Origin of the sequence: Nostoc parmelioides FACHB-3921 (assembly GCF_014696625.1) — a bacterium.
GTDB lineage: Bacteria > Cyanobacteriota > Cyanobacteriia > Cyanobacteriales > Nostocaceae > Trichormus > Trichormus parmelioides.
This window is the reverse complement of the sequence record NZ_JACJQL010000003.1, coordinates 140,335-163,957: the sequence shown is the minus strand read 5'-3', so window position 1 is coordinate 163,957 and position 23,623 is coordinate 140,335. Positions and strand designations below refer to the sequence as shown.

Annotated in this window: 18 protein-coding genes; 10 read left to right on the top strand and 8 right to left on the bottom strand. The window is 40.1% G+C overall.

The window, feature by feature from the left end:
* Positions 1 to 59 precede the first annotated feature (59 nt).
* A complete protein-coding gene (locus tag H6G14_RS04035) occupies positions 60 to 2,090 on the top strand; it encodes a GAF domain-containing sensor histidine kinase (RefSeq protein WP_011318014.1) in 2,031 nt (676 codons plus the stop codon).
* Between the two features lie 100 nt (positions 2,091 to 2,190).
* On the opposite strand, the gene H6G14_RS04030 is transcribed toward H6G14_RS04035, so the two are convergent.
* Entirely contained in the window at positions 2,191 to 3,099 is a 909-nt protein-coding gene (locus tag H6G14_RS04030) for a hypothetical protein (RefSeq protein ID WP_190565851.1), read from the bottom strand.
* Positions 3,100 to 3,231: 132 nt separating this feature from the next.
* Between H6G14_RS04030 and H6G14_RS04025 the strand changes: the two genes are divergently transcribed.
* The 4 genes from H6G14_RS04025 to H6G14_RS04010 all read left to right on the top strand — a co-directional run bounded on the left by H6G14_RS04025 (position 3,232) and on the right by H6G14_RS04010 (position 8,573).
* On the top strand, positions 3,232 to 4,134 hold the full coding sequence (locus tag H6G14_RS04025; protein WP_190565850.1) for a metallophosphoesterase family protein: 903 nt from the start codon (positions 3,232 to 3,234) through the stop codon (positions 4,132 to 4,134).
* A gap of 180 nt (positions 4,135 to 4,314) precedes the next feature.
* A complete protein-coding gene (locus H6G14_RS04020; protein WP_190565849.1) occupies positions 4,315 to 5,493 on the top strand; it encodes a phosphoserine transaminase in 1,179 nt (392 codons plus the stop codon).
* 624 nt (positions 5,494 to 6,117) lie between these two features.
* Complete coding sequence (gene mgtE, locus H6G14_RS04015) at positions 6,118 to 7,470, top strand: magnesium transporter (RefSeq protein ID WP_190565848.1); 1,353 nt, start codon at positions 6,118 to 6,120, stop codon at positions 7,468 to 7,470.
* 101 nt (positions 7,471 to 7,571) lie between these two features.
* Positions 7,572 to 8,573 (top strand): aspartate carbamoyltransferase catalytic subunit, encoded by a 1,002-nt coding sequence (locus tag H6G14_RS04010; RefSeq protein WP_190565847.1) that lies wholly within the window; start codon positions 7,572 to 7,574, stop codon positions 8,571 to 8,573.
* Positions 8,574 to 8,651: 78 nt separating this feature from the next.
* Here H6G14_RS04010 and H6G14_RS04005 read toward each other — a convergent pair whose 3' ends face one another.
* Positions 8,652 to 9,770 (bottom strand): sensor histidine kinase, encoded by a 1,119-nt coding sequence (locus H6G14_RS04005; protein WP_190565846.1) that lies wholly within the window; start codon positions 9,768 to 9,770, stop codon positions 8,652 to 8,654.
* Between the two features lie 480 nt (positions 9,771 to 10,250).
* Between H6G14_RS04005 and H6G14_RS04000 the strand changes: the two genes are divergently transcribed.
* Together H6G14_RS04000 and H6G14_RS03995 are read left to right on the top strand one after the other, a co-directional pair.
* Positions 10,251 to 10,505, top strand: coding sequence for a DUF4212 domain-containing protein (locus H6G14_RS04000; RefSeq protein WP_011318021.1), 255 nt, complete (start codon positions 10,251 to 10,253; stop codon positions 10,503 to 10,505).
* 9 nt (positions 10,506 to 10,514) lie between these two features.
* On the top strand, positions 10,515 to 12,191 hold the full coding sequence (locus tag H6G14_RS03995) for a VC_2705 family sodium/solute symporter (protein WP_190565845.1): 1,677 nt from the start codon (positions 10,515 to 10,517) through the stop codon (positions 12,189 to 12,191).
* A 209-nt stretch (positions 12,192 to 12,400) separates the two neighbouring features.
* Here the strand turns inward: H6G14_RS03995 and H6G14_RS03990 are convergent, their stop codons facing one another.
* The 3 genes from H6G14_RS03990 to H6G14_RS03975 form a co-directional block, all read right to left on the bottom strand.
* Positions 12,401 to 13,243, bottom strand: a complete 843-nt coding sequence (locus H6G14_RS03990; protein WP_190565844.1) for a tetratricopeptide repeat protein — start codon at positions 13,241 to 13,243, stop codon at positions 12,401 to 12,403.
* Between the two features lie 753 nt (positions 13,244 to 13,996).
* Positions 13,997 to 14,665, bottom strand: a complete 669-nt coding sequence (gene msrA / locus H6G14_RS03980; RefSeq protein ID WP_190565842.1) for a peptide-methionine (S)-S-oxide reductase MsrA — start codon at positions 14,663 to 14,665, stop codon at positions 13,997 to 13,999.
* 86 nt (positions 14,666 to 14,751) lie between these two features.
* Complete coding sequence (locus H6G14_RS03975; protein WP_190565841.1) at positions 14,752 to 16,995, bottom strand: recombinase family protein; 2,244 nt, start codon at positions 16,993 to 16,995, stop codon at positions 14,752 to 14,754.
* Positions 16,996 to 17,082: 87 nt separating this feature from the next.
* On the opposite strand from H6G14_RS03975, the gene H6G14_RS03970 reads away from it, so the two are divergent.
* The 3 genes from H6G14_RS03970 to H6G14_RS03960 all read left to right on the top strand — a co-directional run bounded on the left by H6G14_RS03970 (position 17,083) and on the right by H6G14_RS03960 (position 20,562).
* Positions 17,083 to 18,486 carry a proton extrusion protein PcxA gene (locus tag H6G14_RS03970; protein ID WP_190565840.1) on the top strand — a complete coding sequence of 468 codons (1,404 nt, stop codon included), beginning with the start codon at positions 17,083 to 17,085 and terminating at the stop codon, positions 18,484 to 18,486.
* A 748-nt stretch (positions 18,487 to 19,234) separates the two neighbouring features.
* On the top strand, positions 19,235 to 19,684 hold the full coding sequence (locus H6G14_RS03965) for a hypothetical protein (protein ID WP_190565839.1): 450 nt from the start codon (positions 19,235 to 19,237) through the stop codon (positions 19,682 to 19,684).
* Positions 19,685 to 20,214: 530 nt separating this feature from the next.
* Positions 20,215 to 20,562: a helix-turn-helix domain-containing protein gene (locus H6G14_RS03960; RefSeq protein ID WP_190565838.1), complete on the top strand. Its 348-nt coding sequence runs from the start codon at positions 20,215 to 20,217 to the stop codon at positions 20,560 to 20,562.
* A gap of 93 nt (positions 20,563 to 20,655) precedes the next feature.
* Here H6G14_RS03960 and H6G14_RS03955 read toward each other — a convergent pair whose 3' ends face one another.
* From H6G14_RS03955 to H6G14_RS03945, 3 genes are all read right to left on the bottom strand, one after another.
* Entirely contained in the window at positions 20,656 to 21,342 is a 687-nt protein-coding gene (locus H6G14_RS03955; RefSeq protein WP_190565921.1) for a polysaccharide deacetylase family protein, read from the bottom strand.
* Between the two features lie 31 nt (positions 21,343 to 21,373).
* Entirely contained in the window at positions 21,374 to 22,657 is a 1,284-nt protein-coding gene (locus H6G14_RS03950) for a glycosyltransferase family 4 protein (RefSeq protein ID WP_190565837.1), read from the bottom strand.
* A 712-nt stretch (positions 22,658 to 23,369) separates the two neighbouring features.
* Positions 23,370 to 23,600 carry a hypothetical protein gene (locus H6G14_RS03945; protein ID WP_190565836.1) on the bottom strand — a complete coding sequence of 77 codons (231 nt, stop codon included), beginning with the start codon at positions 23,598 to 23,600 and terminating at the stop codon, positions 23,370 to 23,372.
* Positions 23,601 to 23,623: the final 23 nt, after the last annotated feature.

Here is a 23,623-nt window from a genome sequence, read left to right as displayed (position 1 = left end):
TGGTTAGAACATAATCAATCAATATTGTCAGCCCAGCCCCTCTTACTAGACTATCGAAAATGCTGAGTTCTCCTGATTTGAGCTTTTCTCGAAATTTGCCTTTAGTTGTATTCAATCAACTCGGAGAATTGTTGCAGCAGATGGCTCAATCAGTAGAAACTAGTACTTTGTTACTCACTGAATCCTTGTTATCACGGGTTTTCGTGCCAATGGAGTGGCACAGTCAGAGGTTTACTTTGGTGGTTTCTGAGGGATTTAGTGCGCTTTTGCTGGGAAACTGGGAGCAACAAGAATTACCAGAGTCGGAAAATTGGATTCTGGCTATGCCTTCCCCATTGAATCAAGGCATCGCTGGAGATAGAGAAACACAAAAGCAAGAAATATACTCAGCTTCCAGTATTCCACAGGCTGCTCAATCCCCGTTAACACTAACAGAGCTTAATACTAGGTTGACATTTAATTCAGAGGCGATCGCTTCCTTCCTGGCAAAATTGAGAGACTTGTTTGGGGATGATTCCCCTACTCACCAGCATCTTGAACGCTATCGGCAAATTTTAAAGCCTAATGACGCTACGCGCCAAAGCCAATTTACTTTGTTGTTATTAGAACATCTTTTGCCTAAGAACAATGAGGAAGTAACAGCTTCTGCCAGTGTAAATAATTCTGAAGAAGTTTATGCTTGTCAAGCAGTCGAAGATGCTCTGAAAAAACAGATTTCCCAAGAACGACTGTTAAATCAAGTTACCACCCAGATTCGCAAAAGCCTAGACTTGCCAGTAATTATGGCAACAGCGATCGCACAAGTACGGGAGTTTCTAGAATTAGACAGGTTAGTAATATATAAATTCGAGGGTTCCAGAGTCAATACGCAAAACACAAGGCCACCCCGCCTTGAAGACTGGCAAAATTACGGTGGTTGTATAGTTTATGAAGCTCGTGCCACAGATATCATCCCATCAGTATTAGATTATCAAGAAAAAACCTGCTTCAGTCGTCATTCTCAATGTTGGGAGAAATATCGTCAAGGATTTACCTTAGTAATCGATGATATTGAACAAGCTTACGCCTTAGAAGAATGTCTGGTCAATTTTTTAAGGGAAAACCAAGTTAGAGCAAAATTAGCAGCACCGATTATTTTTGAAGATAAACTTTGGGGTTTATTAATTGCCCATCAGTGCCATAGTCCCCGCCAGTGGAATGATAGTGATAAGAATTTACTGATTTCCATTGCCGAACAATTAGCGATCGCCATTCATCAATCAGAATTAATGCGATCTCTGCAAGATGCAGCCCACAGGCTCACTCAAGAAAAACACACCCTAGAACAGCGAGTTATTGAGCGGACGATGGCTTTGCGGGATGCCCTCTTGGCGGCGGAAGCTGCTAGTCGCCTAAGGAGTGAATTTCTCGCCACCATTAGTCATGAATTGCTCACACCTTTAACTTACGTCATTGGGATGTCTTCTACTTTATTACGTTGGCCTTTGGGTGAGTTGAGTCAACGACAAAGAGATTATTTACAAACAATCCACGATAGTGGCGAACATTTGCTAGACATGATCAACGACATCCTTGATTTATCGCAAATTGAGGCGGGGAAAACTGTTTTAAATATTGCCGAATTTTCTTTAATCAAGGTAGCAGAAAATACTATAGAATCTCTGGTAGAAAAAGCTCTATCTGAAAAAGTCAATCTCAAACTAGATTTACAAATAGATCCTAGACGCGATCGCTTCACCGCCGACGCTGCACGAATAGAACAAATCCTCTGGAATCTATTAACAAATGCCATTAAATTCACACCAGAAGGTGGCAATGTCACCTTACGGGTTTGGGTAGAAGAAGATACCTCTATATTTCAAGTAGAAGATACAGGTATTGGTATTCCTGAAGAACAATTACCATTATTATTTGAAAAATTCCAGCAACTTGATACACCCTATCGCCGCCGCTACGAAGGTACAGGCTTAGGTTTAGCTTTAACTAAGCAATTAGTAGAACTGCACCGAGGACGCATTGAGGTTGAGTCCACCGTAGGTATTGGCTCAATTTTCACCGTGTGGATACCATATCAAGAAATTAGGGAGTAGAGACGTTGTAAGCTAATGCGAGCCTAAATAGCATAATTACTAATAAGGGCTGTTAACTGTTGACTGTCAACTTAAAAGCAGAATAGCTGATACAATGTCTCTACTGACCAATAACCCGTCGTTGAAAAATAATCATTTCGTTGCCGATAACTGGGTTACGGGCTATTAACTTATCTTGAGAATCAACCATTTCTAAGTGAGAAAAATCTAATTCTTGAGAACGCTGTAGGATTTGGGATGCTATTTGGTTCTGCTCAGATTCTTGGAGTGTGTACCAGTCGTCATTGATTTTTACAGTCAAATTGCTGGTGCGGAAATTGGCTTGAATTGATTTTATGATGCCAGAAGCGATTTGATTGCTAATTTCTGCCACTTGATTTTCAATGGCTGCAATCAAGGTTTGTTCTGGGGTTAATTGTATTGGTGGTGTTGGTGTAGGCGTGGCTTCTGGTTCTGGAGTAGCTTCTGGTTCCGATGTAATTTCTACTTCTGGTTCTGGCGGCGGAATTTGTGCTTCTGGTTCCGGTGTAATTTCTGCTGTTGGTGATGGTTCTGGTACGCTTGGCTCCGGTGGAGTGGAAATTGTGGGTGTTGGTGTGGGAACTTCCTCAACAGGGGGAAGCGTGGCTACTTCTGTAGGTTTGTTAGAGAAAATACTGGTAGTTGTCCACACTAAAAATACGGCGATACTAGCAATAATCCCTGTCAGTGCCGTATCTGATAATTTGGTTGATAAATTGGATGGGATAAAAGCACGGGTTTTCAGTAAAAACCTACTCCATCTAGACTCTAGCTGTTGTAAAAAACTGGGAGTTGCTTCCGTACCTGGCGGCGGTGCTGTTTCTAGTTTCTCTACAGTGGTTTCTAAGACCCCTATTGTACCTCGCAGAAATCCGATAATTACCGCTTTCCAAACAGGCTGCGGAACTCTCCTCTGGCGGGGTTGATTGGCCGGCGTAACTGTCGGTTCCGGTTGATTAGGTTGTTCGGGAGGATTGTCTTGTGACATGGAACTTTTACCAAAACCAACAAATCAAAGACAAACGAGCTGCATCTTTTTGCTTGTTTCTCTTTTGCCCTAATGTATCATTTCATGGGTAATAGCTTCGGCTAATTTGACTATTGATTAATTTGGTGATTTATGAATCTCAAACGTCGTCAATTTTTATTTTTAAGTAGTCTCAGCGCTTTTGGAACTGGATTATTAGCCTGGAAATTCGCCCATAAATATTACCAAAGTAGTGATTTGGCGATCGCCTCACCACCCAAAAAAGATTTACTTTTACGTTTTGTATCGGTGGCTGACACGGGAACTGGGGCAAGAGGACAGTATGCTGTGGCTAAGGCAATGACGCTTTACCACAAGCAAAATCCCTATAATTTAGTCGTTTTAGCTGGCGATAATATTTACAATAACGGTGAAATTGAAAAAGTTAACGCAGTTTTTGAGCGTCCCTATCAAGATTTACTCAAACAAGGAGTGAAATTTCAGGCTTGTTTAGGGAATCACGATATTCGCACTGATAATGGTGATCCGCAAGTCCGCTATCCTGGTTTTAATATGAACGGACGACGGTATTATACATTTCGCCGCGATCGCGTACAATTTTTCGCTTTAGATACTAACAATAATGCCGATTGGCAAAACCAGCTAACTTGGTTAGAAAAAGAATTAAGCAGTAGTAATGCTCCGTGGAAAATAGTATTTGGACATCATCCCATTTATTCATCGGGTGTCTACGGCAGTAATCAAGCTTTTATTAAAACCTTCACACCACTATTTCAGAAATACGGAGTCCAGCTTTATATCAATGGACACGAACACAGTTACGAACGCACTCGTGCTATCGACGGGACAACCTATTTAATTTGTGGTGCTGGCGCGGGTAATCGTCCTGTAGGACGTTCAAAATGGACAGAGTACTCAACCAGTGATTTAAGTTTTGCTACCTATGAAGTTTATCCAGATAGGATAGAACTAAGTGCGATCGCTACTAATAATCGGGTTTTTGACAGGGGAATTATTAGAAGGGTAGGGGTGTAGGGGTTTAGGGGTGTAAGAGACAATCGCTGTTGACTGTTGACTGTTGACTGTTGACTATTGACTGTTGACTATTGACTATTGACTATTGACTATTGACTGTTGACAACTGACAACTGACAACTAACCACTGACTAATGTAGTATCTACATTACCACTTACATACAGCTTTCTCCTGCAACAATGTCAGAGCATCTTACCCTTCCAACAAATAAACCTCAAGTTACTCATTTCTCCTCTGGCCCTTGCGCCAAGCACCCTGGTTGGTCTGTGTCGAATCTGGAAAACGCCTGCTTGGGTCGTTCTCACAGGTCTGAAGATGGCAAAGCCAAGTTATCTGAAGTGATTGAACGTTCCAAACAAATTCTCGGCTTACCGGCTGATTATCGCTTAGGTATCGTTCCGGCTTCTGACACGGGTGCAGTGGAAATGGCCTTATGGTCGCTACTGGGACAAAGACCTCTAGACATCTTGGCATGGGAAAGTTTTGGTCAGGAATGGGTCAAAGATGTTGTCGATGAGTTGAAGTTACCCGATGTGCGTCTGTTGAAAGCACCCTATGGCGGGTTGCCTAACTTAAATGAGGTTGATTTCAGCCATGATGTGGTGTTTTTGTGGAATGGCACGACTTCCGGCGTGAGAGTGCCGAATGGTGATTGGATCAAAGACGATCGCCAAGGTTTAACCATTTGTGATGCTACATCTGCCGTATTTGCGATGGATATTCCTTGGGAAAAAATAGATGTATTGACTTACTCCTGGCAAAAAGTATTGGGTGGAGAAGCCCAGCACGGTGTGATTGTCCTCTCACCCCGTGCTGTGGAAAGGCTCCAAACTTATGAACCAGCTTGGCCTATACCAAAAATTTTCCGCCTGTCCCAAAAAGGCAAATTAATTGAAGGCATTTTTAAGGGAGATACCATCAATACACCATCGATGTTGTGTGTGGAAGATGCCCTAGATGCGTTGATTTGGGCGGAAAGTGTCGGCGGTTTACCTGGTTTAATTAGTCGTAGTGAAGCCAACTTAGCGGCGATCGCTCAATGGGTGAAACAAAGCAATTGGGCAGATTTCTTGGCTGAGAAACCAGAAACTCGCTCTTGTACTTCAATTTGCTTAAAAATCGTTGATGCTGCCTTTGCTAACTTGAGTGCAGAAGACCAAGGTAAATTTACTAAGAAACTAGCCAAACTTTTGGAAAAACAGCAAGTAGCTTATGATATTGCACCCTATCGTGCTGCACCTCCAGGCTTGCGAATTTGGGGAGGCGCTACGGTAGAAACTGCTGATATTGAAGCCCTACTTCCTTGGTTAGATTGGGCATACGCGACTGTAAAAAGTGAGTTTGCGCCAGTAACTTGAAGTAATTCATAATTGCTAATTGGTAATTCGTAATTAAGAGTATTAATTACGAATTGCGTATTATCAACAATTTAGAAATTAATTACAAAATACCGGAAACAGAAAAGGATTTACTCATAAAATCAATAAAAAATAGTCCAATTATAGAATTTATTAATAATTATTATATTTCTTAGTTTTTGAGCTTCAATAGAAGAATTTAACTATCCCTCTGTATTTTCTACGAGAGCCGTAAAAAAATATATTAGTCTCCGTCAGTTAAAGAACCATAATTTTAAATTTGTATTCCCCACAAGGGTTGACTCTGTGAAGTTGTAAAGTAAGTCTTGGGAACTGCTTGACACAAATTGTCACAGTAGTTAAATTTACATTAACCTAACAAAAATCAAGGTCATATATAGCTGAATATTGTGCAGCACTCATACAGTGTTTACACAATTTCTTTGGATTTATATCAGAAAACCTGATTCCGAGTTAGGATGAATGCTTAGTAAGCAATTGTATTAACATCGAGTTCAATTTTTTAGATTTTATGGACAAAAGTCCACAAGATGGCAGTATAATCCTCCCCTGAGTTTGGCGAGCTAGTCTCCCAGCGAGGGGGAGACAATAGGAGGTAAAATCATGCTCACACAGGATGTTCGCATTGCGCTCATGGATGTTGCTGATTTAAACCAGCTCAAGTGGGATTTAAATCGGCTGCAACCTGTAGATGTAGGCGAGTATATTACTCAATTGCCAGAAAAGCAGCGAGCGATCGCCTTTCGTCTCCTCAACAAAAATCAGGCAATTGATGTATTTGAATATTTGCCAACAGAAGTTCAGGAAGAACTAATTAACTCCTTACATGATGCACAGGTGGTGCAACTTGTGGAGGAAATGAGTCCCGATGAACGGGCAGAATTATTTGATGAACTACCGGCTGGTGTTATTAAGCGGTTATTGCGAGAACTCAGTCCCGAACAAAGACAAGCAACCGCTACTATTCTTGGTTATCCCGAAGGTACAGCCGGGCGGGTGATGACTACTGAATATGTGCGTTTGCGTCAAGGTTTGACGGTGGGAGAAGCCCTGAGTAAAATTCGCCGTCAGGATGAAGACAAGGAAACAATCTACTACGCCTATGTTACAGACGACAACCGCAAACTAGTACGGGTTGTTTCCTTACGACAATTGTTATTTACCTTTCCCGATGTTTTGATTCGTGATATTGCAAGCGATCGCGTTGTTAAGGTCAGAACCGATACACCCCAGGAAGAAGTCGCTCAAATTATGAAGCGCTATGACTTAATTGCCATCCCCGTAGTTGATCGGGAAGAGCGATTAGTCGGTATTATTACCATTGATGATGTAGTCGATATTTTAGAAGAAGAAGCAACGGAAGATATTCAAAAGTTAGCTGGGGTCAGTGGTGATGAAGCTGCTTTGTCTTCGCCTCTACTCACTATCCGCAACCGCTTACCTTGGTTGTTAGGAATTATGGCTTTGTATATTGGTGCAGCTAGTGCGATCGCCCCTTTTCAATCAATCATTGCTGCTGTACCAGTATTAGCCGTGATTATGCCCATATTTTCCAATACAGGGGGAACAGTCGGCATCCAAGCATTAACAGTTACCATTCGTGGTTTAGGTATAGGCGAAGTCACGCCCAAAGATACAATGAAAATTCTGCGGAAAGAAATTCTCGCAGGTTTGGGGACGGCTGTAGTATTAGCCATGACTATGTTTGCCCTTTCCTTAATTTGGGCTAAACCCCAAGAACGATGGGTAGCGGTGATTGCCGGTACAGTGATGGCAACTAATACAATAGTGGCTGTAACACTTGGTACTTTGTTGCCAATGGGTTTGAAACGCCTAAAATTAGATCCTGCCTTAGTCAGTGGCCCATTAGTCACCACAATGCTTGACACCATCGGCTTTCTAACCTTCTTAACTCTGATTTCGACAGCCTTAAACGTGTTTCACTTACCGACTTAATAGTCAGTTGACGGTTGTTAGTTGACAGTTGACAGTTGTCAGTTGACTATGGACTGTTGACTATGGACTAATGACTAATGACTACTGACTAATGACCAGTTATGCCTACTTCGACTTGGAATCGTCACCACGTCCTTTCCTTAGCTGACTTTACTGCTGCTGAATACGATATTGTTTTAAAAACTGCTGCCAGTTTTCAAGAGGTATTATCTCGGCGGACAAAGAAAGTACCAGCTTTGCAGGGACAGGTGGTGGCAAATTTGTTTTTTGAACCATCTACGCGCACTCGGAGTAGTTTTGAACTTGCTGCTAAACGCCTCAGTGCAGATACGCTAAACTTTGCTGCGTCTACTTCTTCCATGACAAAGGGAGAGACAATTCTCGATACAGCCAAGACATATCTGGCAATGGGTACTGATATTATGGTAATCCGCCATAAAGAAGCAGGTGTACCAAATGCGATCGCTCAAGAAATGGATCGTTTAGGTGTACGTGTTAGTGTTCTCAATGCTGGCGATGGTCAACATGAACATCCTTCCCAAGGACTACTGGATTTATTTACTATTTGTAGTTTAATTGACCCGGCTAATCCTCGATTAGAGCTTTTGCAAGGGAAAAAGATAGCGATCGTGGGTGATATTTTACATTCCCGTGTAGCGCGATCAAATATTTGGAGTTTAATTGCTAGTGGCGCGCAAGTGCATCTAGCCGCACCACCTACTTTATTACCCAAGTTATTTGCTGAGTATATCTTTGGAGAAGAAACAGCACCTCCAGGGCAATTATTTATCCATTGGCAATTAGAACCAGCTTTGCAAGAGGCTGATTTTGTCATGACCTTACGCCTACAAAAAGAGCGCATGACAGCTCATTTATTACCCAGTTTGCGAGAATATCATCAATTGTTTGGCATTACCCGCACTAAGCTGCAACTATGTCAGCCGAATGTCAAAGTTTTACATCCAGGCCCTGTTAACCGTGGTGTAGAAATTAGTTCTGATTTAATGGATGATCCAGAATTTAGTTTGATTCAGTCCCAGGTGACCAGTGGTGTGGCGGTACGCATGGCATTGTTGTATTTAATAGGTAGTGGTAAGACTTGATCATCAGTAATGGGTAATGGGAAATAACACTAATTACCCATTACCAACGAGACAAACTATAACCCGATAAGGTCAAGGTTAAGATAGAAATTTTGGTAGACAAAACCAAAAGCAAGAACCACCTTCACTACGAGGAGTATAACCAATACTACCGCCCCAACGCTCAACTGTAATTCTGCAAAAATAAAGGCCTAAACCAGATTTCCCACTACTTTTATCTTTCCCTTGAGAAAATTTTTGAAATAAGGTATTAACTGTTTCTAGTGGTACTCCACTGCCTTCATCATCTACAAAAACGTATACATAATTTTCTTTTGATTGTAAGCGGATAATTACTGTAGAATCAGGTGGACTGTAGCGGACAGCATTTTCTAATATATTAAAAATTACTCTATCTAAACGAGATTTATCTCCCTGTACTTTCCAGTCGGCTAGAGGATCAATAGTATCACCTAATATTAAGTTTATATTGTTTAATGTAAAACTAGGTTTTAAGGTTTCAACGACATCATTTATACAACTTAATATGTTTGGAGCTTCTTCACGATCAATAACAAAGTTTTCTAATGCTATCATTTCCGCAGAAAATGTATCTAAAATTTTTCTCATGAGATTTTCTTGGTTGAAAGATTGCTGTTGACAAATTTCCAAATAATTTCTTCCTTGAGGAGTTAAATTTTCAAACTCTAATAAAGATAAGCACCCATTCATCGCATTTAATTGACCCGCAATATCATGAATTAAACAATGAATCAGTATTTCTTGCTTCTGATTATTCTTTATCAGTTGTTGATAATTTAGTTGCCGTTGCCGAGCTTCTTGTATAATATTTTGTTTATGTTTATAGCTTTCCTCTAAAACTTCAATTAATAATATTTTTCTATCTTCGACAAAAGTTGCACAGGCTTCAAATTGATATTCTTCGCCTTGTGGGTTTATTTGTATCCAGATACCTGAAGTTAAGCTTTTACAATTACGAATATTCCAAAATTCTTCGGCATCGAACAGAAAATTTTCTAAAAAATAAAATTCTTCTTGCAGAATTGATATCTCCATTCCTAAGCTGTATTTTTGCTGACAAAATCCTCTAAACCAACTAGGTAAATTGCTAATAATTTTAAATAAGCCAGCGTTAATTCTTTCTAATACAACAATGTTTAACGCCGCAAATAGGTTTTCTGTAATATTTGCATTCATAATGATCAGTAAAGTTCAGCATGATAGTGCAGTTTAGCAGAAATATAGCTGTTGACCGTTGACTGTTGACAGTTGACAGACTTGAAAGCTTTTATCATCAGGGTTTTATCTTAGCTTGATGTCCTAATTTCTCTCGCTAGGGCTATAACTATAGGAATACTATTTGATTGTTGAATTATTGATCACTAAAAACCGGATATGCTAGGTATTACCCACCCTACAGAATTTACATTTGTTAAATAATCAAATCGGATTACTATATGCAGCAGAAACAAAGTTGAAGATGTTCAAAAAATGCCTTGTATTGAAAGAAAAACCATTTTTGAAATTTGTTATATTTTAATGCTGTGACTGAATTCTAACCTTTAGTTGCTAGTTTTTTTAGATTAAGTTTAATAAAAATTATAAATAATCATATAAGATTATCTGGTGTAATCAAGGGTTACTGGTATTATTTTGATGCACTGACGCTAGACCAAGATGAATGAACACCAACGGCACTCTTATTGGCGTGCTAATACGGCTTTAATTAGAAATCTTTTAATTATTTGGATGCTGGTTTCCATAGTATTCAGCATTCTGTTAGTTCAACCATTAAATGGACTACGTTTTTTTGGCGTGCCTTTTGGCTTCTGGATGGCACAGCAAGGATCAATCCTGACTTTTGTGGTGTTGATTTTTGTTTACGCTTTCCAAATGGACAAGCTAGACCGCAAACATAATATTAAAAAGTAAGGAAAAACTGTGTCAGTTGAAATTTGGACGATTCTCATAGTTGGACTCTCGTTTGTTGCCTACATTTATATTGGTTGGCAATCACGAGTCAAGAGTAGTAAAGATTTTTATGTGGCAGGTCAAGGTATTCCTTCCATTGCTAATGGTGCAGCCACCGCCGCCGATTGGATGTCAGCAGCCTCGTTTATCTCAATGGCGGGACTGATTTCTTTTTTGGGTTACGACGGTTCTATTTACCTGATGGGTTGGACTGGTGGCTACGTGCTGCTGGCATTATTATTAGCTCCATATCTGCGTAAATTTGGTAAGTATACTGTGCCAGATTTTGTAGGCGATCGCTATTATTCTAATGTGGCGCGTCTAGTGGCAGTGGTAGCCGCAATTTTTGTTTCCCTCACCTATGTTGCTGGGCAAATGCGCGGTGTGGGTATTGTTTTCAGCCGCTTTTTGCAAGTTGACATCAACACAGGTGTAATCATCGGGATGGTGATTGTCGGCTTTTTTGCGGTGTTGGGTGGTATGAAAGGTATCACCTGGACGCAAGTAGCCCAATATGGAGTGTTGATTGTAGCTTACTTGATTCCAGCGATCGCCATTGCCTGGAAACTCACAGGCAATCCCATTCCTCAGTTAGCATTTACCTTTAGTGATGTTGCTACGAAGCTGAATCAAATCCAAGTAGATTTAGGATTTCAGGAATATACTCAGCCTTTTGTCAATAAAACAATGCTGGATGTGCTGTTCACCACAATCGCCTTGATGGTAGGTACTGCTGGCTTACCTCATATCATCGTCAGATTTTACACAGTTCCCAGTGTCCGCGCTGCCAGATTTTCAGCCGGTTGGGCGCTGTTATTTATCGCCATTCTCTACACCACAGCGCCGGCGCTTTCCATGTTTGCCCGTTACAACCTAATTACTACCCTGCACAATCAAACGATTACAGAAGTACAACAACTAGACTGGGCGAATAAATGGGAAAAAACTGGACTGCTGAAGTTTGAAGACAAAAATAATGATGGTCGTCTCCAGTTAACCCCCAAAAAAGACACCAATGAAATTACAATTGACCGGGATATCATCGTGCTGTCTACACCGGAGGTAGCAAAACTAGCACCTTGGGTAATTGCTTTGGTTGCGGCTGGTGGTTTGGCGGCTGCTTTATCTACAGCATCAGGGTTGTTACTCGTAATTTCTAGTTCCGTAGCCCACGATATTTATTACCGCATCCTCGATTCCAGCGCTTCGGAAAAAAAACGAGTGTTTGTTGGGCGTGTCATGGTGGGTTTGTCTGTCGTTCTTGCTGGCTACTTTGGTGTCAATCCACCGGGGTTTGTGAGTGAAGTAGTAGCTTTTGCCTTTGGTTTAGCGGCTGCAAGCTTCTTCCCAGTTATTGTACTGGGAATTTTCGATAAGCGTACTAATTCCGAAGGGGCGATCGCTGGGATGTTGTCGGGGTTAATTTTTACAATCGTTTACATCATTGGTGTGAAGTTCGGGGGTATGCAGCCTTGGTTTTTTGGCGTATCTCCTGAAGGAATTGGCACTTTGGGTATGCTGATTAACTTAGTCGTGACACTAGTAATTTCGCGCCTCACCCCACCGCCACCAGCCGAAATTCAGGCGATGGTAGAAGATTTACGCTCTCCTTCTATTGAAGAGGAGGTGCAACCAATTGGGCATTAGGATTGGGGAGTAATACCAATTCGCAATTCGCAATAGCCTACGGCAAGGCTAACGCCAACGCAATTCGCAATTAGGCAAGTTTGGTAGGGTGCGTCAGTGCGATATAACCTAGCTATACTCAGAAATTATTCATACTGACGCACCCTACGTTTTGAATAATTTTTATTTTGAATTTTGAATTTTGAATTTTGAATTTTGAATTAGTATTTCTACTGTCCCAACTCTTTGATATTGTTCATCGCTTGCTGGTATAAGTCGTTATTGTTTTGGCGCTGGAAGATATCTGCTGCTTTTTGTAAGTCTTCCAGCGCTCCTTGTCTGTCACCTTGGGCTGCACGGGCATTGCCTCGATTATTATAGGCAGGGCCAAAGTTAGAATTGAGGCGAATGGCTTGATTGTAGTCGGATATGGCTCCTTGGCTGTCCCCCTGGGATGCACGGGCATTACCTCGGTTGTTGTAGGCGATCGCATATTTGGGGTTGAGGCGAATTGCTTGGTTAAAGTCTTCCAGCGCTCCTTGTTTGTCTCCCTGGACAGAACGAGCATTGCCTCGGTTATTGTAGGCTTCGGCGTAGTTGGGGGAAAGGCGAATGGCTTCGTTGTAGTCGGTAATCGCTCCGGCGTTATCACCTAGAGAGGCGCGGGCGTTTCCCCGGCTGTTAAAGGCTTCGGCATCGTTGGGGGAAAGGCGAATGGCTTCGTTGTAGTCGGCGATCGCTTTTTGTTTGTCTCCTAAATCAAAGTAAGCTAATCCTCGTCCCCTATAGGCAGCGCCATAGTCAGGATCTAAGCCAATTGCTCTATCATAGGAAGCGATCGCCCCTTGTGAATCACCTTGAGCGTGCTGTCTTTGCCCTTGAACGTAAAATTGCCCAGCTTGAGAATTATTGGTTGTCCGACGGCTAGGAGGATTTACTCCTATTTCTGTTACCAACACTTCTTTATTATTACTACAGGAAACGCTGGTAATTGCGCTCAGTGCGGTAAGCACACCTATAGTTAATACTCTTTTTAACTTCACCCGCCCTTGCTCCAATAACCACCGTTTCATAACTTGCTCTAAACCGCCATGATAACTGGATAAAATTAGTACCAAACTCAGTCAATTATCCAACTAAATATTGGTTCCTACTGTATACAGATATCCCTAGTCAATGAATTTTGGAGTTTAGATTGTTGATTTTAGATTCAATAAAGTTAGGACTTACGCACCCAGATTTTCTGTTTAGACCGGGTGTAAGGGTGTAAGGGTGTAGGGGGGTCAGGGTTTCAAACATTTATACCCCTACATCTCTATACCCTTCTCCAAACCATTGGTCTTTCATTTTCATGCGTAAGGCCTAAAAGTCTTTTCATCAAAAATCAAAAACCTAAAATTATCATGATCAATTGACGTGCTGATCTCTTTCACCCACGGTTTAATTAACAGTTAATCACTGGATCAATCGGGAAATTTAGCAAATAAATTATTGCAGTAGAAAATTTACGGTGCTATGTATTAGAACTTACGCACTCAAGTTATCTGTTGAGACTGGGTGTAGGGGTGTAAGGGTTTTAAACATTTACACCCCTACACCCTTGATTTTTCCAAGCCCATTAGCGATGTTAGGCGATCGCTGGTATGTTGATCAGGGAATTTCAGATAAAATATATCTCAAATGTATGGTGCGTCAGTCTGAATAATTTCTCATTATAGTTAGGTTCTCTAACACTGACGCACCCTACTAAACCATGAATTTTGGATAATTTATTTTTTGTTGTTCCCTAAGCGCGCCCATAGGGTATTTTGAGTTGATGACCTTTCTTACCCATTGGCGGAAGATTCAAACACACCTACGGGACAAGCAACATTTGTCCCACCAAGACCACAATAACCATTGGGGTTTTTCGCTAGGTATTGCTGATGATAAGCTTCCGCGTAGTAGAACTCTGGTGCATCTAGGATTTCTGTCGTAATCTTTTCATATCCTGCGCTGCTGAGAGCTTGCTGATAAGCGTCGCGTGAAGCTTCTGCTAGCTGTTTTTGCGCCTCTGAATAGACGTAAATACCTGAACGATACTGAGTCCCCACGTCATTACCTTGGCGCATTCCTTGAGTAGGGTTGTGGCTTTCCCAAAAGACTTTAAGCAGCTGAGTGTAACTAATTAAATTGGGGTCAAATACTACTAATACAACTTCGTTGTGACCTGTCAAGCCTGTACATACTTCGTCATAGGTGGGGTTTGGTGTAAAACCAGCCGCATAACCAACGGCTGTGGTGTAAACTCCCGGCTGCTGCCAAAATTTACGCTCCGCACCCCAAAAACAACCCAAACCAAATATTGCTTTCTCGAAACCTTCAGGAAAAGGGGGTTTTAGTGGGTTCTTATTGACATAGTGATTAGCTGGTACAGGCATGGTTTGCGCTCTTCCAGGTAAGGCTTTTTCAGGGGTGGGCAGCGCTAATTTTTTGCCAAATCCAAATAGTGCCATTGATTTTGAGTCTGTGTTTTTACATACATCTTTAATTTACTTAATATTTTAAGCCTTCTGCCATCCCCAGTCATTTTTCTGGGAGATCAACTTTCCGCAGTTTCTAACTCCATCGATACTGAAGCATGAACTAAGGGTAACAGAGGGCCTAGTTGCTCTTGTCCATTGACGGCTAAATCACTATGACAGAGATAAATTTTCTGTGATACACGAGATAGCAAATCAGTCAAAATTCTTTCTAGTCGGGTTTGTTCTGCTAATTTTTCATCTTCTGCTGTCCAAGGTTGTCCTAACCTGTCTTGTAAAAACAATGGCGCACCGAACAAAGTAGCTGCACCACCTTTTGCCCACAGGGGAGAACCTGCATCAAGCCAAAAATGCCATTGGTGAAATCTTCGACTAGAACGATATTGGAAAATAGTGGCGATGGTGACAGCTTTTTTCACTGAGCCAATGGGACGTAAGGGGTAAGGATTGGCGGTAATTGTACCCCGTCTTAGCAGTTGAATAAATTCTACGATGGGTGTATTGACTGGGGAGTCCTGAGTAATCAATTCTTTCCCTGTCTCTCCTACTCCTTTGCTTTGCCGTAACCTAGTATCGATTTCCCAATAATGCTGGGCTGTCTCTAATAGTTCTCGTAGTGCGGCTAACTGATCATAGGGTAGGTTACTGCCATTCCATAAAAAGCGTTGAATTGCTCTATCTAATAGGGATATAGGGCTGGGAATTAAGCGCAGTTCTTGTTGCGATCGCTGCTCCTCTAACCACTGTAATATTTCACTATAGGCTGTGGTGGCTGCGTAACCAATCCGATCCCACCGTTCAAAGCTTGTTACTGGTAGTAAGTTGGGATGGTCGGGATGGGGGACAAAGCAATAGTCAGCGATTAATCCTGCTCGTACTGGGTCAATTTTGGTGGGGAGTGGGGACTGGGAACTGGGGATTGGGGACTGGGGATTAGGGGGTGTTGTTAGGGTTTCGGGGGGTTCTGGTTTTCTACTTAAGACCACTAGCATCTCAGCTACTGCATCCCGGTCTACTAAGCGCCCCAAACCTGGATAAACTAGCGCCAGCATGGTGAGCAAGGCTCTGATGGGTGGTGAACTAATGAGGGGGCGTTGGTCGTTGAGGGATTCAACGGGGATATTTTGTTTGGTGAGGATTTCTGTCAGTGTATAACGAGCGATCGCATCTAAACCAGGGGCGATAATTGCCAACTGTTCTGGTTGTACTTCCCCTGACTTAATGGCGTTAACAATTACTTCGGATGTTTGTCGTAATAGTTGGGCGCGGGATGTGGTTTGGATTGATTGCACCATCGGTGGTAAACCCGACGATAACATCATTGGTTCGCTGAGGGATTCGATCATTGGCGTTGCTAATCTCGCTGCCAATGATGTTGTTGCCAATCCTATCAAGGTTTCGATTTGGCAGCGTCTAGCCAATCCTGCCATATATTCGGGATCAGCTCCCAGTCCTAAGCGCACTCCACCATCAGGATTGTAACTAAAAGCGGCGATCGCCCCTTGATCTAACAACAACTCAAATAATTTCCTCACTACACCCGGATATTCATCTACATCATCGGCTAGCACCGCCTGATATCTTTTAGCTAGGTGTTGCTGGTAATGCTCATGGTTTAACAAGTGCTGGCTGTAGAGTTCAGTAATAATGCCATAAGTCAGTAATCCTCGTTCTAAACACCAATTGCGCCAATCTAATAATAAAGATGCCAAAAATTCTGGCTCTGAATTAACGTTATTATCCTCTAAGCCTGTTTGCAAAACCTGAGCAATGTTTTCACAAGGTATACCACTGTAAGCCGCTAGCTGCATCAAGTCCAAAATACGTCTGACAAAACGATATTCATTCACTCCTGCACGTCGTAATATTTCTTCATCTAAGTGCGATCGCCAGAGTTTTGTTGCCAGTTCTTGCTCAGTTTCTGGGCGCAATCTTACGGGAAATTGTGCTTTTAGATTCAACAATTCAATCAGCAAAGGCCAAAATAAGATAATGTCATCCTGGAAAAATCCTAGTGGTGTTTTTACCCGAATTGGGTATTTACCTTGAGTATTAGTAACAATTTTGTCACCTAAATCTCGACGATTATCATCATTCGCCGATAAAACTAACACTCCCGGTTTAGCTTGTTGAATACCCCAAGATAAAGATAAAGATGTGCTTGCTTTTAATTTTGATTTTTTAGTATAAAATAATTCATGAACTTGGTTGTCATGTTGTACCCAATCACAAAATTGTCTTACCAAACGAGTAGTCTTGCCACTACGGCTACTACCAACAATCCAAATAGAATGAGAAAGCACAAATTATCTCCTGAACAGATTTGTTAAGATACTTTTTGGGTTAATTTAAACTAAATAAATATTACTTAATCATTAATTTACAAATAAATGCCTACAATGAGGAATTCTATTTTTAGCGAAAAAATTTATTCTATTCTCCTGTCTGCTTATCGCTGGTATTTAAGAACTCCAGAACGTTCTTTAGAAGAAGCTTATAAAGCTGCATTAAATATTAAAGCCATTGAAGATGAACACTTTCATGGTAACAAAATAGACTTTAACTCAACCATCTACAGTAATAGTGTGATGGATTATTTTGAGTCTGATTTAGCCCAAGAATTAAAGACAGCTAGAATGCGGCTGACTGAATTTCGTTTTAGTCGTTGGTTTTCTAATGAATCTCATCAAAAAGCTGCTCGCAAAGCAGGGATAGAGTATCCAAGTTCTACAGTAACCTTAGAAAAATTAAAATTCATTGATGAAGTCATCTCCAAATATATCATCGCTGATTACGAAATAGCTGCTCCATCAGTAGTCTCAGACTCACAGATGAGAACAACTAGTTTACAAACACCTGAAAATCCATTACTCACAGATTCTTCAAGAACTAATGATATTAATAAGAATAACTTAGTCGAACGTATTTACACCCCAACATCACCACCACAATTAATCAAACAAAGGACAGGACAGAATAAAAAGCCGAGAGGTAAAGCAGATACAACAGGCATTTTGCCCCGCTCTATTTTGAGTACCATTGGCCGTTTACAAATTGAATTAGACCCTAATGCCGAACAGGATGTTATTAACAATTTCCGGCAAGCTCAAAAAAGAAGTATCATATCAATTAGATTTATTTTACTACTAATTATAGTACCTCTTTTAACTCATCAATTATCAAAAGCTCTCATTGTTAGTCCCATTTTCAACCATTTCAAAAATGCTGATACAGAGCAGATATTTCTGAATTCTGAAATGGAGGAAGAAGCATTATCAACCCTGCATAGATTTGAAGAAAGAATCAAATTTGAGAACCTGATTAGTAATGCACCCCCTCTCTCTGCTGAAGCCATAGAAACTCAAATAAAAGAAAAAGCAGCAGAAATTGCAGCAGAGTTTCGAGATGAAAGCTCTAACGCAATTAAAAATGTGTTTGCTGACATCTTTTCTGTTGGTGCATTTATCTGGTTACTGCTGGTGAGCAAGCCTTCGATTATGGTACTCAAAGAATTTTTTGATAATGTTGTCTATGGTCTCAGTGACAGTGCCAAAGCATTTATCATTATTTTATTTACTGATGTATTCGTCGGATTTCACTCTCCTCATGGCTGGGAAGTAATTTTAGAAGGTTTATCCCGCCACTGGGGACTACCAGCCAACAGAGATTTCATCTTCCTATTTATTGCAACTTTTCCTGTAATTTTAGATACTATCTTCAAATACTGGATTTTCCGTTACCTCAACCGCATATCGCCTTCCGCCGTCGCTACATACCGTAACATGAATGAATAAGAGGCGAAAAAAGTGCGTGTAAATACTTAAAATTTTATACATAAAACACTAGTTGATATTTCCGTGCAGGATACTACAAACTCGTGCTACATCTGTCTTTTGCGATATTTTTAGTGTTTCTTGTTGTTTAATTTGTAATCATTACCGAAATTGGGTTATTGCGGGTTGTATCTAGTCAATGTTCTTGCTTACATCATTTACCAGCTAAGTAACGACACCAACTAATCTGGAACAAAGCAGTCCTGATAAAAAATGTCACAGTCAAGAATGAAAGAGGAACTGGAGACTCATCAATTCCAAATTCAACATCTCGGCTAGATGCTACACGTTTGTGTCTTGTCCCTCAAGGAAGAGTCAAAATTACAAAATTATAAAATTTTTATTCATGATTCATCACAACCTCTGCTACCGTTAGCAGCACTCATTACTTTTAAATCTGTAGTCCAGAATCTTTACATAACAAGGACTTACGCATGAAAACGAAAGACCAAGGGTTTGGAGAAGGGTGTAGGGGTGTAGGGGTATAAATGTTTGAAACCCTTACACCCGGTCTCAACAGACAACCTGTGTGCGTAAGTCTTACATAACAAGGACTTGAAGCTTATACCTTGCTAAAACTAGTAGGCTTTTGTGTTCCTGACTGACAGCAAAACTAGTTTATGGATAAAACCTAAGCAACCGTAACGCCAAATCATCTATTCCACTGAATTTTGGCATTTAATTACTGATTTTTTATGTGAGGTGAAAAATGTTCAAAATTTTATTTGATAGCGATTTAATATTAGATGCCGTTATGAATCGCACTGAACTTGCTAAAGATGTCAGAACGTTATTAGACAATTTACATCCATCTATTCGATTATACTTAACGGATGTTGGGTTGCAAAAAGTTTCTGCTTATACTTACTGTTTAAACAATAGCCAGATTCCTGAGATCATAGTTGATTGGTTACAAGAGCAAATTCAAATTTGTCCTCTTGATCAGAATTTGCTGCAAAAAGCGCGTTTTTCGCCTCTCAGAGATTTTGAATCTGCTGTAGAATTGGCCTGCGTCAACCATTACCAATTAAATGCGATCGTTACTAATAAACCAGAAGATTTTACTATCGCTGCTTGTCCATTATGTGTATGGTCGTTTGCTGACTTGTGGTTACGCATCAATTTAGAAAGTCAATTACAAGCGACTATACATAGTTGATTTATCACAAATCTAGACCGAAAATAGTACTACCATGATTTTAAAATCTTTATATCGAAACTAATTTAAACAAAAATTCTGTAATTTTTGATAGTTATTGCTACAGGATTTATAATTGGTTTTTTAAATATAGGTAAACAAATCACTGGGTTGGTAAGGCAGTTTAATTTTGTGGTTTTATGCTATGAGGAACTGCCAAAAGGCTTCCTCTGCTTAGAGTCAGTGGTTTTGGGCAACGCTACCCTACAGATACTGAGATTTTTCTCCACTAGCGCAGGCTACACCAACAATAATCAAATCGGATGCGGATGTTTATATAAGAATAGGTAATAATTAATGAAATTTTTCTTCTACAACTTTTGAATATCAGCTAAGATTCATAGTTAAATTAAAATTTAGCTTAAGATATGTTAACGAAATCTTATTCAGTCAAGAAGAGACAAGACTAAATTTTTTTTTGTAATTTGATAGCGCGGGTTTTCTTTGGTGCTAGGATCTAGCACTATAGGTAAGATTAAAGTGCTGTAGCTGTGAAACAAAAGCCAAAACCAAGAATCGCTTTGTTGCGGGAAAAAGCAGGACTAACTCAGTTGGAACTGTCCCGTCTTGTTGGTGTGACTGAAAGCACTATTCAAAACTGGGAAAGTGGACGGACTGGAACAGACCACATTGAAAGAATTATTAGGTTTTGTAAAGCTTTGAATTGTCAAGTAGAAGACCTAATAGAGTATAAAGATGAAACAACAGAGACATCTGTGAATAAACCAACTTCTTTAAGCGACATTCATCATCTGTTAGGAACTGAAGAGGCTACTTTTGCTAATAATTCTGATGCTGGGTTTTCTCAACAGCCAAAAGCGCCTGAAGTCAGTTTCTAGCTGTCAAATTTAAATTATCACCTCCGACCAATTACTGGCATAATGCTTAGTAATTGGTAATTATTTATCTGTAATTATTTATGGGAAGTCTAATTAAGAATTCACCAAAGGAATTGATTGTTGCCATAGAGCGTCAACTGTAATAAATTGGTAGCCTTGTTGTAGGAGTTGCGGAATCAGGATTTGAATGGTTGCAGCTACATCTTGTCCACCACAAGCACCATCGTGTAGAACAATTAGTGAACCGTTTTGTACTTGGTTAATAACTCGCTGTATTACTTGTGTAACGCCAGGCCTTACCCAGTCTTCTGGGACAACACTCCACATCACTGGACGATATTTCCATTCCTGTAAGAGATTTAAGGTTTTGGGTGTGAACAACCCATTAGGAGGTCTAACGTCGCGCACTTTTTCTGGTGAGAGGTTACAAGCATTATAGATGGCTGCTTGGGTTTTCTCTAAACTTTGTTGGAGTTCGATAGGCGATAGCATGGGGAAAGAGCGATGATCGTAACCGTGTAAGCCTATCCAATGACCACGATCGCATATTGCTTGAGCAATACTTGGGGAACGGTTAACACAAGCACCTAACCAAAAAAAGCTAGCAGTGATGTTGTAGTGATCTAAGACTGCTAAGACTTGCGGGGTGTATTGGGGATGGGGGCCATCATCAAAAGTCAACGCGATCGCTCGACGATGGCGATCGCCACTCCAAAGACAGCCAGGAAAAGCTGGTTGCAGAATCCGATGAATAATAGGGAAAATTGGAGCTAGCTGAATTTTTACCATTTCCTCACCTCAGCTATGGAGGTTAAATCTTAACAGATTTTTTCGGCTGAGATGATGCTAAACGAGTAATTTTCGGTCTCGTCTTTCCCAATAACTCAAAAAATAACTCCTCATATTGCTCAATTGCTTGCTCAAAGGAGAAATTTTCTTCTGCGAATCGTCTACCTTGATTGCCTAACTTTGTCGCTAATGTCGAATTATTATATATATCCAATACTGCTGCTGCTAACGCTTCCGGTGATTCTGGTTCCACAATCACACCACCACCACTTTCTTTAATCACCTTGGCTGCTGTACCCGTTGCAGGAACTGAACCAATAATTGGACGACCAGAAGCTAATGCAAGTGGGATCTTAGAAGGCATATTAAAAGCAATCACGTTGCTTTTCTGCACAATTAAGTTAACATCAGCCGTTGCCAACATTTGCGGTAGCTGTTCCCTTGGTTGCAAGGGTAAAAGTAAAACATTATCTGCTCCACAAGATAGACAATATTTCTGTAATCTAGATAAAGCCGTCGATTCCCCAATAATGACGAAACTAATATCTGGAATGTGACGTAAATAAGTAGCTGCGGCTATTACTGTCTCTAAACCTTGAGTTAGCGCGATGTTACCAGAGTACATCACAACAAATTTGCCATCTAATTGATGGACTGTTCTCCAAGAATTATTCTTAGCTAAGGGACGGACAAAATTAACATTTACCCAATTAGGAATACAAAGAATTTTTTTAGCACTTACTCCTTTATTTATTAAATTCTCACGAAAGCCGTCGGCGATAACGCTAATCTTTGTGGCATTTTTATAAGCAAATTTTTCTATAATTTCGCAAAAACGAATCATTAATTTATTAGTCATCAATCCGACGCGCACAGCTGCTTCTGGTAAAATATCCTGCACATTTAACACGACGGGACACTTATAAAACAATCCAAGCAGAGTTGCTGGCAGTGAAACTAGAAGTGGCGGTACAGTTAATAAAATTAAGTCTGGTCTTTCGCCATTAAAAGCTTGTGGCAAGCTAGTAAATATAAAACTTAACTCTAGTAATAATCTATCTATTAATTTAGGTTTAGACTTAATTCGTAAATAACTACGCTGGATAGTTACGCCATTCTTGTGTTCTGTAACATACCACTTGCCTTTGTATCCATCGTAAATTTCCCGTTGTGGATAATTAGGCATTCCTGTAATCACTCGCACCTGATGCCCTCTCTCTACCAAACCCTCTGCCAGTTCAGTCATCAAAGGTGCAATACCGATTGGCTCTGGATAATAATTGTAGGAGTAGATGAGGATGTGCATGGTTTACTAGTAATTTTTTCTAATGTGTAATGTAATTTATTTTCGATATAGTTGAAACACTTAACTTGAGTAACAATATATATTTTGTATATTTTTAATAGATATCTACCTTTTATATTTAAAAATAAAGTTGAGATTTTCTAGTTATTTAGGATAAAAATCATAAGAATATATGTTTGTAAACATCATTTTTGATTATTTGATTTTAAAATACATATTACGTATCATTTATCGCGAAAACGCTGTAGGTATAAATTTATCTTATGTTGTAATTGTTGCTTTTTATTACCTAACTCGTATTGTAGCTTTATAGCTCAGTTTTTTGAGGGTTTTTACTGATGGTTTATCAAATCTTTAAATTTTTCACGAAATTTCACTTAAATCTTAAAGTCTCCTAAATATACATTATTGGTGGGCATTTCCTTTATACAAATAGACTTTTGTGTAAAAAGTTTGAGAATTTGACAAATTTACAGTGCTTTTAAGCCTAAGAAATATGAAATAAGCGAAATATTTACCTATTTATTTGTGCATTATTTTCAGTAAATAACCTTTTCTGCTTTCTAAGTTGCACAATCCATCGTGAGGGCTGTTCAACTTTGACAGTTAACAGCCCTTATTAGTAGTTATGCAATTTAGACACGCATTAGATTAAATTAGGTTTGCCACTTATTTATTTATCACCACCGATTGGAGCAATTCCTGAATTTGGCTATGCCAGTCTTGCGGTAGCCAAATCGCGGATTAAATTTGTTCTAGACGATAGGTAACTGTTTACGGAATTGATTTCTTCAATACTGAGGGCTTGTTGACTATTGATCTGTTTCAACAACTGCTTGACCAAATCTGTATCACTGAGTCGAAGAAGAGTGCTGGACTGGGTTTGTTCAACCAAAGACCAAATTTGACGTAGTGTTTTTGAGTTTACGGGGCAGACCTTCATCGCAATCACTCCCTGTACTACAT

Bases quoted from the DNA above. Each gene is read 5' to 3' on its own strand.
- H6G14_RS04035 (WP_011318014.1), top strand. From the start codon at position 60: ATGCTGAGTTCTCCTGATTTGAGCTTTTCTCGAAATTTGCCTTTAGTT.
- H6G14_RS04030 (WP_190565851.1), bottom strand. From the start codon at position 3,099: ATGTCACAAGACAATCCTCCCGAACAACCTAATCAACCGGAACCGACA.
- H6G14_RS04025 (WP_190565850.1), top strand. From the start codon at position 3,232: ATGAATCTCAAACGTCGTCAATTTTTATTTTTAAGTAGTCTCAGCGCT.
- H6G14_RS04020 (WP_190565849.1), top strand. From the start codon at position 4,315: ATGTCAGAGCATCTTACCCTTCCAACAAATAAACCTCAAGTTACTCAT.
- mgtE (WP_190565848.1), top strand. From the start codon at position 6,118: ATGCTCACACAGGATGTTCGCATTGCGCTCATGGATGTTGCTGATTTA.
- H6G14_RS04010 (WP_190565847.1), top strand. From the start codon at position 7,572: ATGCCTACTTCGACTTGGAATCGTCACCACGTCCTTTCCTTAGCTGAC.
- H6G14_RS04005 (WP_190565846.1), bottom strand. From the start codon at position 9,770: ATGAATGCAAATATTACAGAAAACCTATTTGCGGCGTTAAACATTGTT.
- H6G14_RS04000 (WP_011318021.1), top strand. From the start codon at position 10,251: ATGAATGAACACCAACGGCACTCTTATTGGCGTGCTAATACGGCTTTA.
- H6G14_RS03990 (WP_190565844.1), bottom strand. From the start codon at position 13,243: ATGAAACGGTGGTTATTGGAGCAAGGGCGGGTGAAGTTAAAAAGAGTA.
- msrA (WP_190565842.1), bottom strand. From the start codon at position 14,665: ATGGCACTATTTGGATTTGGCAAAAAATTAGCGCTGCCCACCCCTGAA.
- H6G14_RS03970 (WP_190565840.1), top strand. From the start codon at position 17,083: ATGCCTACAATGAGGAATTCTATTTTTAGCGAAAAAATTTATTCTATT.
- H6G14_RS03965 (WP_190565839.1), top strand. From the start codon at position 19,235: ATGTTCAAAATTTTATTTGATAGCGATTTAATATTAGATGCCGTTATG.
- H6G14_RS03950 (WP_190565837.1), bottom strand. From the start codon at position 22,657: ATGCACATCCTCATCTACTCCTACAATTATTATCCAGAGCCAATCGGT.
- H6G14_RS03945 (WP_190565836.1), bottom strand. From the start codon at position 23,600: ATGAAGGTCTGCCCCGTAAACTCAAAAACACTACGTCAAATTTGGTCT.